Origin of the sequence: Bacillus sp. F19 (assembly GCA_023823795.1) — a bacterium.
Taxonomy (GTDB): Bacteria; Bacillota; Bacilli; order Bacillales; family Bacillaceae; genus Bacillus_P.
Map to the genome: position 1 here is coordinate 4,986,826 of CP085710.1, position 14,259 is coordinate 5,001,084.

14 protein-coding genes and 1 pseudogene are annotated in these 14,259 nt (G+C 40.1%); 5 read left to right on the plus strand and 10 right to left on the minus strand.

What is annotated here, in order from left to right:
* Window positions 1-134: 134 nt before the first annotated feature.
* A pseudogene (locus LIT25_25585) lies at window positions 135-449 on the minus strand (DNA topoisomerase III).
* A gap of 664 nt (window positions 450-1,113) precedes the next feature.
* Here LIT25_25585 and LIT25_25590 point away from each other — a divergent pair.
* Window positions 1,114-1,473 (plus strand): DUF1801 domain-containing protein, encoded by a 360-nt coding sequence (locus LIT25_25590; protein USK33822.1) that lies wholly within the window; start codon window positions 1,114-1,116, stop codon window positions 1,471-1,473.
* A 155-nt stretch (window positions 1,474-1,628) separates the two neighbouring features.
* Window positions 1,629-3,179: an ATP-binding cassette domain-containing protein gene (locus tag LIT25_25595; GenBank protein ID USK33823.1), complete on the plus strand. Its 1,551-nt coding sequence runs from the start codon at window positions 1,629-1,631 to the stop codon at window positions 3,177-3,179.
* Between the two features lie 403 nt (window positions 3,180-3,582).
* Here the strand turns inward: LIT25_25595 and LIT25_25600 are convergent, their stop codons facing one another.
* The 5 genes from LIT25_25600 to LIT25_25620 all read right to left on the minus strand — a co-directional run bounded on the left by LIT25_25600 (window position 3,583) and on the right by LIT25_25620 (window position 8,816).
* Complete coding sequence (locus LIT25_25600) at window positions 3,583-4,365, minus strand: polymer-forming cytoskeletal protein (protein USK33824.1); 783 nt, start codon at window positions 4,363-4,365, stop codon at window positions 3,583-3,585.
* Between the two features lie 15 nt (window positions 4,366-4,380).
* Complete coding sequence (locus LIT25_25605; GenBank protein ID USK33825.1) at window positions 4,381-5,004, minus strand: YhbD family protein; 624 nt, start codon at window positions 5,002-5,004, stop codon at window positions 4,381-4,383.
* A gap of 260 nt (window positions 5,005-5,264) precedes the next feature.
* On the minus strand, window positions 5,265-6,173 hold the full coding sequence (locus tag LIT25_25610) for a phosphotransferase (protein ID USK33826.1): 909 nt from the start codon (window positions 6,171-6,173) through the stop codon (window positions 5,265-5,267).
* Window positions 6,174-6,178: 5 nt separating this feature from the next.
* Window positions 6,179-7,402 carry a DEAD/DEAH box helicase gene (locus tag LIT25_25615; GenBank protein USK33827.1) on the minus strand — a complete coding sequence of 408 codons (1,224 nt, stop codon included), beginning with the start codon at window positions 7,400-7,402 and terminating at the stop codon, window positions 6,179-6,181.
* A gap of 103 nt (window positions 7,403-7,505) precedes the next feature.
* Window positions 7,506-8,816 carry a cytochrome P450 gene (locus tag LIT25_25620; GenBank protein ID USK33828.1) on the minus strand — a complete coding sequence of 437 codons (1,311 nt, stop codon included), beginning with the start codon at window positions 8,814-8,816 and terminating at the stop codon, window positions 7,506-7,508.
* A gap of 153 nt (window positions 8,817-8,969) precedes the next feature.
* On the opposite strand from LIT25_25620, the gene LIT25_25625 reads away from it, so the two are divergent.
* Window positions 8,970-9,140, plus strand: coding sequence for a hypothetical protein (locus LIT25_25625; GenBank protein USK33829.1), 171 nt, complete (start codon window positions 8,970-8,972; stop codon window positions 9,138-9,140).
* The gene (locus LIT25_25630; protein USK33830.1) at window positions 9,141-9,338 is read left to right on the plus strand and encodes a YwbE family protein; all 198 of its coding nucleotides are present in this window, start codon (window positions 9,141-9,143) and stop codon (window positions 9,336-9,338) included.
* Here LIT25_25630 and LIT25_25635 read toward each other — a convergent pair.
* The 3 genes from LIT25_25635 to LIT25_25645 form a co-directional block, all read right to left on the minus strand.
* Window positions 9,335-9,544, minus strand: coding sequence for a hypothetical protein (locus LIT25_25635; GenBank protein ID USK33831.1), 210 nt, complete (start codon window positions 9,542-9,544; stop codon window positions 9,335-9,337). The two genes, LIT25_25630 and LIT25_25635, sit on opposite strands and share 4 nt — an antisense overlap.
* A 393-nt stretch (window positions 9,545-9,937) precedes the next feature.
* The gene (locus LIT25_25640) at window positions 9,938-10,510 is read right to left on the minus strand and encodes a hypothetical protein (GenBank protein USK33832.1); all 573 of its coding nucleotides are present in this window, start codon (window positions 10,508-10,510) and stop codon (window positions 9,938-9,940) included.
* Window positions 10,511-10,522: 12 nt separating this feature from the next.
* Window positions 10,523-11,704 (minus strand): ParM/StbA family protein, encoded by a 1,182-nt coding sequence (locus LIT25_25645; GenBank protein USK33833.1) that lies wholly within the window; start codon window positions 11,702-11,704, stop codon window positions 10,523-10,525.
* A 424-nt stretch (window positions 11,705-12,128) separates the two neighbouring features.
* Between LIT25_25645 and LIT25_25650 the strand changes: the two genes are divergently transcribed.
* Window positions 12,129-12,686 (plus strand): GNAT family N-acetyltransferase, encoded by a 558-nt coding sequence (locus tag LIT25_25650; protein ID USK33834.1) that lies wholly within the window; start codon window positions 12,129-12,131, stop codon window positions 12,684-12,686.
* A 298-nt stretch (window positions 12,687-12,984) separates the two neighbouring features.
* Here the strand turns inward: LIT25_25650 and LIT25_25655 are convergent, their stop codons facing one another.
* The gene (locus LIT25_25655) at window positions 12,985-14,190 is read right to left on the minus strand and encodes a class I SAM-dependent rRNA methyltransferase (GenBank protein ID USK33835.1); all 1,206 of its coding nucleotides are present in this window, start codon (window positions 14,188-14,190) and stop codon (window positions 12,985-12,987) included.
* Between the last annotated feature and the right edge of the window lie 69 nt (window positions 14,191-14,259).

Genomic DNA, 14,259 nt, shown 5'->3' on the forward strand with positions numbered 1-14,259 from the left:
ATTGACCAAAAAAGTAGTTATATGAAGTCTTTTATTTATGTGCATTTTCAATAATCTAAGATATCGCTGTTAAATCAAGATTAAAAGGAGTTTTAGAGTTTATGTGCAGCAGTGTTTTATAGAGATAAATCCACGTCTGTTGCAATAACGATTTCCGTTACGTCTTTCCGGTTTAATAAAGCTTTAACTGCGTGAAATTGTTTGCTTGTTTTTTTAATAACGACAAGCTTCAGTTCCTGCGGCAGCATCGGCAAGTCTTCCATTTTCCACGTTTTATAAGAATCACTGTAAGCCTCTGGATCTGCATGCGTCACAAGGTGCCCAAGCGCCCAGGTAACAATGTGCGAATTGCCTTCAAAGTATCCGTTGCCTTTTTTTCCGCATTGTAAGACTCTTGCTAAATCCCTCCCTACAGAGGGTTTTTCTGCAAGTACGACGATTTTCCCCATAGTCACACTCCTCACTTTCATTCGATATTATATGGTATCACAAAATGCTGCCAAAAGATTTGAACCAATCATGATAGGGATCACCAAAAATTTAGCGGTTAAAATCTATGCAGCCTGCGTACTCTCCATTTCTGACTATAAAATTGGCAGGATGGAAATCATCAAGCAAGAGAACGCAGGGACGATCTTTCAAGATACTTGAGTTTTCATCGATGAACCTTATTGTTTTCTCGCCATATTCTAAATGAATACCGCTTTCTTTGTAATGCTTTCAGATAGCGCTCATGCTCCGCCGAAGCCGTCTCATACCAGGAAAGAGGCGATGATGGCGCTTGAATTTCCAGAATTCAGCAGGAATGGAGGATTTTATTTTAAGTTTTTCTATCTCTTTTAATATCAAAAATTCTTTTCATTTTGCTTCGTACTTTTTCAGTTCTGCGGTACGGAGGACATATTTTTTCCGCTTTTAAAAACAGCTATAACCTTTAAGTGGTTTGAAAAACCTTTATATACTTTTTTCTATATTCATAAATCTGTCAAAATACATGGCTAAATCAGTTTCTCTCATCGTCTTTCCCTTTTGCCTTAAACCAAGTTTCCCCTTTTATGTTACCATAATTAAAAGAGATTCGTGATTTTGACAAGCAGAAAGTGAGGTACCTTGATGCACTCCGACGTACAGCTTTATTTCCGCAAAGCAAAAGAAGAACATCTGGAGGATATGCACATGCTCCGGACAAAGATTCTCTCGGCCCTGCCCGAGGCAAAAGAAGGATTTGAATACGGATTTCCCGTTTATTACATGGACGGTGAGCCCATCGTCGGCTTTGCCGGCAGACAAAAAGGTCTCATGTTTTATGTAATGGACCCAAATATCGTAGCAGCCTATCATGAAGAACTTGCAACCCGAATTACAGGGAAAACCTGTATTATTATAAAAGAAAATTCTCAAACCTCTAAGCAAACCATTTTAAGATGCATAGATAATATGCTTGCAGATTTAATGAATAAGCATGTCATGTAACAGCGGAATCGCTGCTTTTTTTGTTTATAAGCAAGCTTGATGGGATTATGAAGTGGTGCCATAATGTTCCGGCTTTCCGGTATAGCTTAAAACATAAGGATTTAGTATGATGGAAGAATGAATATTTTAGAATGCAGCGGAGGGTTAAATAGAATATGAGTTTACTTACAATTGAGAAGTTAAGCCACAGCTTTGGTGACCGGACATTATTTAAAGACGTTTCCTTCAGACTTTTGCCTGGAGAGCATGTTGGTCTTGTCGGCGCAAACGGTGTTGGGAAATCGACCATGATGAACATTATTACGAAAGAGCTGATCCATGATTCAGGCAAAATGGAATGGACACCCGGCGTTCATTACGGGTACCTTGACCAGCATACTGTGTTATCAAAAGGAAAAACAATTAGAGACGTTTTAAGAGACGCTTTCCTGCCTTTATATAAAAAAGAAGAAGAACTGAACGAAGTCATTGGACTTATGGGCAGTGCGAGTCCAGAAGAACTGGAAGAGCTGCTTGAGAAAATGGGGGAAATTCAGGATCACCTTGATGCCGGCGGATTCTATTCCCTGGATATTAAGGTAGAGGAAGCAGCACGCGGCCTTGGCCTTGATGCAATTGGACTCGACCGTGACGTATCTGCACTGAGCGGAGGACAGCGGACTAAGGTTCTTTTGGCAAAGCTTCTGCTTGAACAGCCTGAGGTTCTTCTTCTGGATGAGCCTACCAACTATTTAGATGTTGAACATATCCAGTGGCTGAGCCATTATCTGAAAGAATACCCGAGCGCATTTTTGCTGATCTCCCATGATACTGAATTTATGAATGGGGTCGTTGATGTTATTTTCCACTTGGAATTTTCCAAACTGACACGCTATACGGCTACTTATGAAAAATTCCTGGAGCTTGCGGAAATCAATAAAAACCAGCATCTTCATGCTTATGAAAAGCAGAAGGAATTCATTAAAAAGCAGGAAGATTTCATAGCTAAAAATAAAGCGCGCTACTCAACTACCGGACGTGCAAAAAGCCGTCAAAAACAGCTGGACCGCATCGACCGGATTGACCGTCCTGAAACAGCGATGAAGCCGACCTTTGAATTTAAAGAATCACGAGGAAGCAGCCGATTTGTGTTTGAAGGTAAAGACGTTGAAATTGGATATACACACCCGCTTCTTCCAAAGCTCTCAATGACCATTGAACGCGGAGAAAAAATTGCGATTGTCGGGTGCAATGGAGTAGGTAAATCTACTCTGCTCAAAACAATCTTAGGAAAAATAAAGCCATTAGGCGGTACGATCCAGCTTGGCGATTTCCTTTTCCCTTCATACTTTGAGCAGGAAGTAAAAGCAGAAAATATCACGCCAATTGATGACGTCTGGAATGCATTTCCCGGCCTTGATCAGCATCAGGTTCGTGCGATGCTTGCACGAGTAGGCTTGAAGAATGAGCATATATCCCGTCCATTAAATCAGCTTAGCGGCGGAGAGCAGGCAAAAGTCCGCTTATGCAAATTGCTCCAGTATGAAAGCAACTGGCTCCTTTTCGATGAGCCGACCAATCACTTGGATGTAACAGCCAAAGAAGAATTAAAGCGCGCATTAAAAGCATACAAAGGCACAGTCATTCTCGTATGTCATGAGCCTGACTTCTACGAAGACTGGATTACAAAGGTCTGGAACGTGGAAGAATGGGCGGAACAGGCTTAAGAAGTTTACATTAGCAAGAAAAACAGCCGGCATGTGTTTCCGTCGTTGGGACGTGGCATGCCGGCTGTTTTTCTTTTTCTGCTGTGGGTATTCAGGGCAGGATTTCTAAAATATGTCTTCTTCAGCGAGGAAATAGAGATTTTTGCTGATACATGATTGTTTTGGCGAATAATCCGTCATTAGAGCAGTATGAAAACCGTCGAAAAAAAAGATTAGCTATTAAAGTCATCAAACAGGCTTTAATTTTTTCAAAATCGGCTAGTATAATTTGAATTTTCGCTAGTAAAATCTCGAAATCGGCTATAAATAAAGCTCTGGTCAGGCTGAACTAACCGATCATGCACTCTTTTTGCCTGAGCCTAAGCTGATGGAGAATTTCTTCCTTGACTCGTCCGCTTTTCTGCTATATCTTCACAGACTCATGCACAGAAGCTTTTGGATGCACTACAAGCGTTCCAGTATATTCTATCGATCCTATTTCACAATTTTCACCGATCGTTATGTGATTTCCCCTAACTAACTTAGCTTTAGTATAATCAAGCTGGATGTTGTCTCCTTCAATAACCTCCGTGTGAAGACAAGGGTCTGATTTTAAGAATTGGAACAGCCGCCTAAATAGATTAAAAGACTTTTCATTGCTGACCGTAATCTTCTCGCCGCCAATTTCCTTCACCTTAGAAATATGCTCCACATTAATCTGTATATCATCAGCGCTTAATAGTCCTCCGACCTGAATTACGCCGTTTGAACGGAAGAATTCTGCTTCGCAATTGCCTTCCGCTGTCAACAGGCCGTTTACTTCGATCCGTTCAGAACTGATTTTCCCAAGAACTTTGCCTGAACCGTTTATCGTTAACTGACTTACCTTTACATCCTTCAGCATCTTTGCAGAGCCATTTACAGTGAGTTCCTGTGCTGTTACTTGATCCTCAAGCTTTGTACTTCCATTAATTTTCACTTTATGGGCATCTATCGCGCCTTTTAAAGAGGACGATCCTGAAATTTTGATGCTTTCTGCTTTTACATTGCCTTCAACTTTTCCAGAGCCATCGATCTTTAGCTGAACACACTCTACATCTCCATTTATTTTGCCGCTGCCATTTATGGATACGTTTTGAAAATGTCCGCCGCCTGCAGAGCCAGATCCATTTATCTTTAAATCTTGTAATTTGGTTGACTGTTCCATTTTAATCTCTCCTTTTTAATGAATAACAGATAGCCGAAGCTTTAATTGATTCACTAATTCTCCCAGGCTGATCCTGATAAATGTTTCAGACTCGCTTATGATTTGGACCGGCGGGCTGATGAAAACCCAAAATATGACGTCTTTTTTTCGAAACGCGATAAGTTCACTTGATTTATTTTCAACTTCTTTATACCTTTTCATCATAAAATCAAGCAGTTCTTCACATTGTCTGATCTCAAGTTTTTTACTGTTCACCACTTCCTCGGCAACTGTTAAAAAGAGGATAGAGTTAAAATCAAAACGTTCATTCACGAACCTTGATTTGAATGCAGTCATGGTTTCAGATTTTATAACCTTATGCTTCAAAAGCGCAGCTGCTGATAGTGCCACATCCGCCGGACGAGGAGAAAAGAATGCCGATAGATCATCTAATGAATACTCATCTTTCATATCCTTGATGGCTTCAATCCGCTTTAAGATTTTCTTTTTTGGAAAAAAGGTTTCCTGTCCTGTAAAGCTTGATTTTTTTATAAACCAATCTTCAGGAATGATATTTTTTCTTTTCCACCTGTACAGCTGTCCATATGATATTCCCGTTAGTTTAAGCAATTCCTTTTTTGAAATGGTCTCTTGTTCCACATGCAGGCTCCTTTCGAAGAACAAAACATTGTTGCGTTATAATTTAATGTAACATAACATTGTTTTGTTGTAAGCATGCAATCTTTACTTGAACAAAAAAGAACTGAGTTCATTTTATTGAACTCATTCTTCCTTGGTACACCGTATCCCTCTCTCATCTTGAAGATCAATCAATTCCATATTTAAAAAGGGGAAAAAACAACAAAGTTTACGCAAAGAGCAAACAAAAAAAGACCAAGCCCATTTTAAGGGCTTAGCCTTCAACAACTCATCGCATGCTTTAATGCTTTTTCAATATTTCTTGTCAGCTGCGAGTCACCCAGATCGATGCCATAGATAAAGAGAACCGCAAGGGTATAAACAGCTTTAAATCGTGCTAATTCAGACGCTTCTTCACTTATTTGCCCGTATTCTTTAAAAAAAGAGGACCTTGCTTCTAAAGGAAGAAGGCTGTAAACAGCTGACAAATCGATGGCAGGATCCCCAATATGAGTGTCTCCCCAGTCAATTATGCCAGACAGTGAACCCTTTTCGTTCACTAAGATATTTCTAAGATGCAAGTCTCCATGCACTAGACACTTTTCAGATGCTGGACCAATTGGGACAAGCATCTCTGCATACTTCTGCAGCTTCTTGACACTATTACTTTCCGGACGAAGACTGTACAGCTTTTCTGCAGTTTCATTTAGCATCGGAATCCGTTTGTTCATATCAAGTCTTCCGAGGAAATCATACTTAACTCCCGCCATCAGCGCTTTATCCACAGGAATTGCGTGAAGTGTTTTTAAAAACTTAGCCAATGGAATAGCCATGCTGGCGCGCTGCTTTTCCGTTAATTCAACTGGAGGCTGACCTGGAAGAAAAGAATAGCCAAGATATGGCCATTTATAGTCAAATCCAGGAGAACCACTGAAAATAGGCACTGGTATCGCCATTCCCATGTCAGGCAGTATGGGCAGTAGCTGCTTTTCTGTTTGCAGTAAATCGACAGCAATCTGCCTGCGCGGGAACCTGAAAACATAACGTCCGTTCACTTCGAATACCGTATTGTCAAATCCTTTTCCGAGCAGTTTCGCATGAACAGAGTGAAGTTCGGGAAAATCCTTTGTGATTAGCTTTGCAGCCAGGGACTCTGATACTGTTTGTTCCGGAGACCAAGGATTTCCCACAGTATTTACCTTGGCCTTCTTGGTACTTTTCCGCGTTTGGATTGTGATCCTCTTTTTGCTTTTTCAGGACGGTAAACCTGTTCTTTGTTTTTGGGCTGAGATGTGTATTCGGAAGAGGGAATGTCAATCTTTTGTCTCGGAAGTATTAGCGCAATCCCCTTTTCAATTGTATGGAGATCTTCCATATCTTTTGGCGCGGCAAATGTTACAGCCACACCTTCATCACCGGCTCTTCCCGTTCTTCCAATCCGGTGAATATACGTTTCTGCATCGAGAGGCATATCATAGTTATAGACATGGGTCACCCCTTCTACATCAAGTCCTCGTGCTGCTACGTCTGTGGCAATCAAATATTGAATTTTGGCTTCGCGAAAAAGTTTCATTACCTTTTCTCTTTTAGCCTGTGAAAGATCGCCGTGGAGCTCTTCTGCTGCATAGTTCCGAGCCTTCATGGCATCAAACAGTCTGCCTGCCCTTATTTTCGTCCTGCAAAAGATGATCGCAAGGAAGGGACGCTGCTCGTCTAAAAAGCGAAAAAGAGCCGCCTGCTTAGCCCTGTCGTTCGTTTCAACTACAAGCTGTGTAATTTTTTCAACAGTAATCCGCTTTTCCTGAACTGTAATATCTTTGGGATTTGTCATATATTGCTTGGACAAGTCTCTGACTTTATTCGTGATTGTCGCTGAAAACAGCAGTGTCTGTCTGGAATCGAAGGTTTGGGCTATGATTTCTTCAATATCTTTCAGGAAGCCTGCCTGAAGCATTTGATCAGCTTCATCAAGGACAAGCGTGGATACTTTTGAAAGATCAATTGTCTCCCTCCGTATGTGATCCAAGATGCGACCTGGTGTCCCTACAGCAATGTGAATGCCGCGCCCCAGTTTCTTAATCTGACGCTCCACATCCTGTCCTCCATAAATGGCAAGAACACCTGCCTCATTCAGTCTGTCTGTAATCTTCTTTATTTCTGCCGTGATTTGGATGGCAAGCTCCCTGGTCGGAGTAACAATCAGCGCCTGAACTGCTTTATCCTCCGTATTGATTTTTTCAAGAATCGGCAGAACAAATGCAAGCGTCTTTCCTGTTCCTGTCTGGGCTTTCGCTATAATATCAGCCCCTTTAAGGACAGCAGGAATTGCTTTCTCCTGTATTTGAGTAGGGCTTGAAATACCTTGGTGCTTTAGTGCTTTACTTAATCTATCGGAAATTCCTAATGCTGAAAACGTCATTCTTCTATCCTCTCTATTATCCGTCGTTGCTTAGATTCTTATTGTACACTGTATTTCATGAAAAAACTCAGACAAGTAATCGTCTATTTCCCAGAAAATATGTTTATCTTTTTAATGCAGTCATATGAATCCCGTTTTTGATGCGGAGAGAGACAAGCGGTTCAGGCTTCAGAGCTCGCCTTTCATCCGCAAGCTCTAAACGAAAATGCTTTAGGACTGCTGCAGAGATCAGCACAGCTTCCATCATGGCAAATTGGCTTCCAATGCAGCCTCTTGACCCGCCTCCAAATGGAAAATAACCGTACAGGGGAATTTGATCCTTCTTATCCTTTGAAAAACGGTCAGGAACAAATTGATTTGCCTCAGGAAAATAAGCAGGATTGCGATGAATCACATAAGGACTGATTAGAAAAATTGAGCCTTTTTTAAATAGGTGATCACTGATTTCAACATCTGTTTTAGCCTCTCGCAACATAATCCACGCAGAAGGATAAAGTCTGAGTGTTTCCTGTATGATTTGATTGGTAAAAGAAAGAGTTTTTAAATCCTCAAATTTCAAGCTGTTTTGAAAAAAGCCCAGCTCTCTAAGCATTCTTTCCTCAACATTGGGATGTTTGGCAAGAAGGGCAAAGACCCACGTTAATAAATTTGCAGTCGTTTCGTGTCCTGCAATTAATATCGTGACAATTTGATCTCTTATTTCTTTTTTTGATAATGATTGACCGTTTTCAAATATTGTTTCAAGAAGCAAAGACATAAGGTGATCTCCTGAAGATTGCTTCATTCCTTCTTCAATTAGAAAATCAGCCAGTTCATCCAGTGTTTTGACTCCCTTTTTGTAGTTTCTATTTTGAACAGTAGGCAAAAAATCAGGGGGAGGAAAGGGTGTCAGCAAGGATTTAGCCGTTTTTTCAATGATATCGCTTACAGCTTTAGTAATATGAGTCGTATTTGGAGAAAGCTCGACTCCAAACATTGTTTTGACGATGATCCGAAGCGTCAGATTCATCATATCTTCATGAATTGGCCTCGTTTCTCCAGATTCCCATGAGCCGATCAAGTCCTGAGTCATTGAGGTTACAGTTTCTGCGTAACCGGCGATTTTTCGTTTGTGAAAGGCAGGCTGCATCATTTTCCTCTGCTGCCTATGCTCCTCGCCCCCGCTTGTTAAAACACCGTTTCCAAGTGTTTTCCCAAGTGTCCGTGCAGAAGAACCTTTTTCAAAATACTCTTCTTTTAATGTTAAAATCTGCTTAACAGCGTCTCTGGAATGGATTATGTAAGATGTATTCTTTGAATGTGGATTTATAGCAACAATGTCCCCTTGTGTATGGGTATTTAAAAGAAAAAGGAGAGGGTCTTTTCGAAATTCTATATAGTTCCGCAGCTGGCTTCCGCCTAAAGGTACATTCATATCGACGCTCCTTTTCAAATTCGTTACTAATAGTATACAGCAGCCCTGTAAATTAATCAGATTCAGGGAATGCTTTCAGAGAGAGTTCTATTTTTATTTTGTGAATGATAGTATAATGACTGTACATCTTAATCTAAAAGGGAGGTTTGTCCTATGTCAGAAAAGAAAATGACACTTGAAGAAGCGATTAAACAAAAGCTTGCCAGCAAAAAACAGGCACAAGCGAACGGAAATGCCAGTATGAAAGGTTCTAATCAGACAAAGAACATGAAGAGCCAGGTTTCTAAGAAAACAAATAATCAGCGCAGAAGAATGGGTGTTTAAATGAACGGTCAAAACCGCGAACATATTAAACCCGGTACGCCTGTTCAGATTGTCCTGAAGCAGGATCAGCGATCTGGAAAGCTTACGGGCGGTGTTGTAAAAGATATTCTGACAAAATCTGCTTTTCACCCTCACGGAATAAAAGTGCGCCTTCAGGATGGTCAAATAGGCCGAGTAAAATCAATTGATGCTCCTTAAGATATTTCAGTATAAATGATTTGCTGATAAGGATCATAAACGAGGATATAAACGGTCAATTGCCCTTTTATCACCTCTATACTCTGTGATAACCGGAATCCAAAGTGTTCGTAGATCCTGACATTTCCCAGTGTTTCCATCTCCAGAACGCTGAATATCCTCCTGAATTCAGCCTCTTTTAGCGCCGCTCTATTCTTTTGACTCATAAACTTTTGGCCTCTATATTTATTATCAACTGTGACCATGTCTACTACTAGATGTGGTTTTTGTCTTTCATAAAAGCCATTCTTTGTGAAATAATGGACAGTTTTCCCGCTTTTTTATAATAGACACTAACGGCACGTCCTTTATTAGCAGCACGCTTCTGAAAATTGTTTTTAAAATTGCTTTGTATAATCGCTTTAACCAAGACAAAGAAGCTAACATCCGCTGTTAGCTTCTTTTAAGATTAAGGGAAGTATAAAATTTTGCGCATATATGTCTAGCTCCATCGCCCAATTCCTCGGCCAGAACAAATCCGTCAAAAAAGTCAAATCCGGACTTTTCTGCCAGATTCTTATCTGTCTTTCGGAGCTAAACGGGCGCTTCCGCTTTTCTTATCATTTATTCATTTTAGAAAGAAACCCGCCGATCAAATCATCCGCTGTTTCTTCTTTTACTTCTTCTTCTGCTGATGAAGCTGACTCCTGCAAAGCTTTTTCCCAATCGAAATCATCAAGCCCTGCATTTTCATCAAAATCCTCGTCAGGCTCAGGTTCCTGCATAGCCGGACGGCTGCCAGACGGAAAGGCTGTTTCCTGCAAGTAAAGGGCCTCGTCAATATCAAGTGCCCTGCTGTTAAATGAAGCTAGAAGGGAAGCTGCTCTAATTGGATCAGCAAGAATCTGATACACGATGCTTCCAAGCAGCGCTTCAGAGTGCTCGTGTTTAATCCAGTCTCTCTGCGCTTTGCTGAGTTTTTGCGGAAGCGGAATTGTGATGCTTTCCTTCTCTTTAACAAAAGAATCACCGACTCCTTGTGAGACAAATTCAGCAATTTTGCTTGAGAAGTTCCTTTTTTCCGTTTCTTTCAGCTTCTGCAGCTGTTTTATTATGTGCTCAGGAGTATCTGAGGGGATGCGAAACGTAATCGCCTGTCCCCTTTGAATTCCTGATGAAGCGCCTTTATTCATAAAACCACCCTATTATTTGGTAGTAGCTGCTTTTTTATCTTCACTGCTTTTTTCTTTGTTTGACTTGCGGTAAAAGTCAAAAACGAGCTTATAATAAGCATTTGCCATCATCCAGATGCTTTCATTCTCATCTTCAAAGAAGTCAATATTGTAGCCGTCAAGATTGTTATTAAGCGTTTTAAGGTAATCTTTCAGAACAACCGCTCCTCCGCCGACAAAATAGCAGATTTCAGTTTGTGAATTCTTTTGCCAAACGTTGCGCAGGTGGCGATATTGCTTCTTCGCAAGATCTAAGAGAATGCGATCCGTAATATCATGAACGCTTGTGCGGCTACCCCTTACATAGATATGATTGCGGTCAGTCTTCTTGGTGATGATTTCTACTACATCACGGCGGCTGTCAAGTTCAACACCATGCTTAGAACGGATCTCTTCGCGGATTGCTTCAAGTGATTCTACAACGCCAAGGTTAAAGCCCTGTGCTTTATCGTCATCTACATTGCGGTTTTTAATCACTGCGATATCAGTAGAAAGGCCACCGATATCCTGGATGATGATGCGCTTATCAATCAAGTCTTTATTGATGATGTTTAAATCCTTGTCCATCACTAAGTTGATATAAGCTGCAAATCCTTCAGGATATACTTTCACTTCGTCAAATTTGATGTTTACTTTTAATCCCTGATATTTAGGAGTAATCAAAAATTCAACCTGATGAACATTTCCAAGAAGCTTAGAGCGGTAACCGACATCCTTGCCTTCTTTTGCTTCTCTTAATGGAAGTCCAGTGCCGAGAGTATATGTTGCATCAATGACTTTGTTATTTCTGCGGAACACCTTTTCATTTTCAGGTTTTACTGCATCAAGTGCAATTGAAGCAAACAGCATAACTAGCGTTTGATCTTCTTCTGATTTGCTGCTGCCAGGATCAAGCTCAGAAGCATTGTCGCTTTTTGTAGCTAAGTGTCCAACACGGTAAATAGCATTATTTTCTTTTAAAGCAGGGGAGTGAACTTTAATATGGATTCCATCAAGCGGATCCTTGCTGTCTAATTCTTCGATTCCAATAACCGGACGATCTTCAATGTCTCTTGCAATGACATTCGGTATGTATAGTTGAGAGTCGTATTTTCCGAAAATTGCTTTTACTGCATCATTTCCAACATCGATTGCTGCGATTCTAGAATTACTCATGAACACCATTCCTTTCACTTCATGAATTAGTATAAAAATCCATTCTATTAAAGAGTATTAGAGATTGATAGTTTCGTCAATAGAGTTAAAATGATTACGTTTTTGTATACTTGTTTACAAAAGTGTTTACAACGTACACAAATATGTTTACAACGTCAACATTTTGTATACATCCCTTCATACCAGGATGCGTACATACTTGTATACATGTATACATTATTTGAAAACAATTTGTTACATTTTGTTTACAAGTACACGTGAATTGTATACATGTATACATTGTCCCTTAATATGGAAATCGGTGGCGGTCAGCAACAGCTAATTCATTTTGTTAATCTTGAAATTAGTGAAAATAGTGACAGGTAAAAAAGCGTTACGCGTCGAAATAGATCATTTTAAAGGAGAAAAAGGAGAACGAAAGAAAATGACATCATTTCCACAATTAGAAACAAACCGTTTACGGCTAAGGGGTATTGAGAGTTCTGACGCCGTGAAATTGTATGATTATTTCTCAAACAAAGAGGTAACAAGGTATTATGGAATGAATTCTTTTAAAACATTAGAGGAAGCAGAGACTCTGATTCATACGTTTCAAATCGGCTATCAATCAAATAAACTCATACGCTGGGGAATTGAACTCAAAGAAACAAATGAACTGATTGGAACTTGCGGATTTCACGCACTGTCAAAGAAGTACAAACGAGCTGAAATAGGCTATGAAATTTCTCATCTACATTGGCACAAAGGCTTTGCATCAGAGGCCATTAAGGCCGTACTTGCTTTTGGGTTTAAGGAGATGGAGCTAATCCGAATCGGGGCGGTGGTTATGCTTGAGAATTCCCCTTCCAGAAGCGTTCTTCTGCGTTTAGGCTTTAAAGAGGAAGGAAGGCTAAGGAATTATATCATCCAGGATCATATGCCATGCGATGTTATCATGCATTCTCTCCTTGAGGAAGAATGGAAAAAAAGCAGCTTCAGTTGATTGCTGCTTTTTGATTATATTGGTTACATTTCAGTCTAAAGCAGGCTTTCAAGCCATCTTTAACGACAAACATAATTAGATTTCATTATTAGCAGGTAATGTGCTGAGCCCCCCTTTTCATTGAGAGGGATAAAGATTGTCCTATAAGAGAAATAGCAGAACCGGTTGGTGCCGTACCATAAAAATAATCAACTTCTCTGAAAAAAGGCACACAACAGAGTCTAATTTCTTCATCTTCTTGTTTCTTTTTAATCAAATATCATTCTAAACTAATCTGAACCAAAAGAAAATCCAGTCATTATTTGACTGGATTCAGCTTTTCTATAAACACTACTTTTAAATAATTTCCCTCTTGGAATTCTTTTATCGTTTTAAAGTCATCCGGCAGAGAAAACTCTTCTTTTATCTTGTATTTTCCGCCAGCTTCTTTAAAGGCGGTGTCGATAAAAGCTTTAAATTTCTTCATTGAGAACGTGCTGCAGTTTGTTGATGCGACAATGACCCCATGTTCTTCCGTTAAAGCAATGGTTTCTTTAAGCAGGTCCTTATAGTCCTTTGCAGCACTGAAGGTATATTTTTTAGATCTTGCAAAGCTTGGCGGATCAAGAATGACAAGGTCAAACTTCAGATTTTTTTTCAGTGCATATTTAAAGTAATGAAAAACATCTTCAACAATAATATCCTGTGCTTCATAATCAATCTCATTTATGCTGAATTGCTCGATGGTTTTGCCGAGACTCCGGTTTGCAAGGTCAACACTAGTTGTTTTTACAGCTCCGCCGAGTGCAGCAAATACAGAAAACGCACCTGTATAGGAAAATAAATTCAGAACTGTTTTTCCTTTTGCATAACGGTCTCTAATGGTCTTTCTTACATCCCTTTGATCAAGAAAAACACCAACCATTGCGCCATCGTTTAAATATACAGCAAATTTCACGCCATTTTCCTTTACGATTAACGGAAATTCAGGCCTATGCCCTTCTACAAACCCATCTTCCTCAACAAACTTTCCTTGTGAATCAAACCGTTTTTTCTGATAGATCCCGCGGATCTCAGCACTCTTCTTTAAGGCCTCAAGAATGAAAGAATTAAATTGGTAAATCCCTTTACTGTACCATGTCATCAAATAGTAGCCGTCAAAATAATCGATTGTTAATCCGCCAATACCGTCCCCTTCACCGTTGAAAACCCGGAAGGCTGTCGTTGCTTCGCTTTGGAAAAGGTTCTTCCGGAACTCGATGGCAGCTTGGATTTTCTGATCAAAGAAGGCTTGATTCATTTCTTCCCTTTCACTTGAAGTGAGAATCCAGCCGATTCCTTTGTTTTGCTTTCCGTAATATCCCCTGCCAATAAACCGCTGCTGATCATCAACCAGTCTGATAAGCTCGCCTTCATGCTTTAAGTTAGAAAGATTAACGACCGAATCCTTTTGAATCAGGGGGCTGCCGTTTTTCATTTCCTTCACATATTTAGATTTAATCGTGAGTGCTGTCTCTGTTTTCATAGTTCCGTCCCATCTCAAAAAAATTATGCTTATCTTATTGTTACCATACTACATGAAACAACTTGCACT

What these genes read in the sequence shown, in the direction of transcription:
- LIT25_25595 (USK33823.1), top strand. Translation starts at nt 1,629, where the DNA reads ATGAGTTTACTTACAATTGAGAAGTTAAGCCACAGCTTTGGTGACCGG.
- LIT25_25630 (USK33830.1), top strand. Translation starts at nt 9,141, where the DNA reads ATGAACGGTCAAAACCGCGAACATATTAAACCCGGTACGCCTGTTCAG.
- LIT25_25625 (USK33829.1), top strand. Translation starts at nt 8,970, where the DNA reads ATGTCAGAAAAGAAAATGACACTTGAAGAAGCGATTAAACAAAAGCTT.
- LIT25_25620 (USK33828.1), bottom strand. Translation starts at nt 8,816, where the DNA reads ATGAATGTACCTTTAGGCGGAAGCCAGCTGCGGAACTATATAGAATTT.
- LIT25_25655 (USK33835.1), bottom strand. Translation starts at nt 14,190, where the DNA reads ATGAAAACAGAGACAGCACTCACGATTAAATCTAAATATGTGAAGGAA.
- LIT25_25645 (USK33833.1), bottom strand. Translation starts at nt 11,704, where the DNA reads ATGAGTAATTCTAGAATCGCAGCAATCGATGTTGGAAATGATGCAGTA.
- LIT25_25615 (USK33827.1), bottom strand. Translation starts at nt 7,402, where the DNA reads ATGACGTTTTCAGCATTAGGAATTTCCGATAGATTAAGTAAAGCACTA.
- LIT25_25635 (USK33831.1), bottom strand. Translation starts at nt 9,544, where the DNA reads ATGAGTCAAAAGAATAGAGCGGCGCTAAAAGAGGCTGAATTCAGGAGG.
- LIT25_25600 (USK33824.1), bottom strand. Translation starts at nt 4,365, where the DNA reads ATGGAACAGTCAACCAAATTACAAGATTTAAAGATAAATGGATCTGGC.
- LIT25_25650 (USK33834.1), top strand. Translation starts at nt 12,129, where the DNA reads ATGACATCATTTCCACAATTAGAAACAAACCGTTTACGGCTAAGGGGT.
- LIT25_25640 (USK33832.1), bottom strand. Translation starts at nt 10,510, where the DNA reads ATGAATAAAGGCGCTTCATCAGGAATTCAAAGGGGACAGGCGATTACG.
- LIT25_25590 (USK33822.1), top strand. Translation starts at nt 1,114, where the DNA reads ATGCACTCCGACGTACAGCTTTATTTCCGCAAAGCAAAAGAAGAACAT.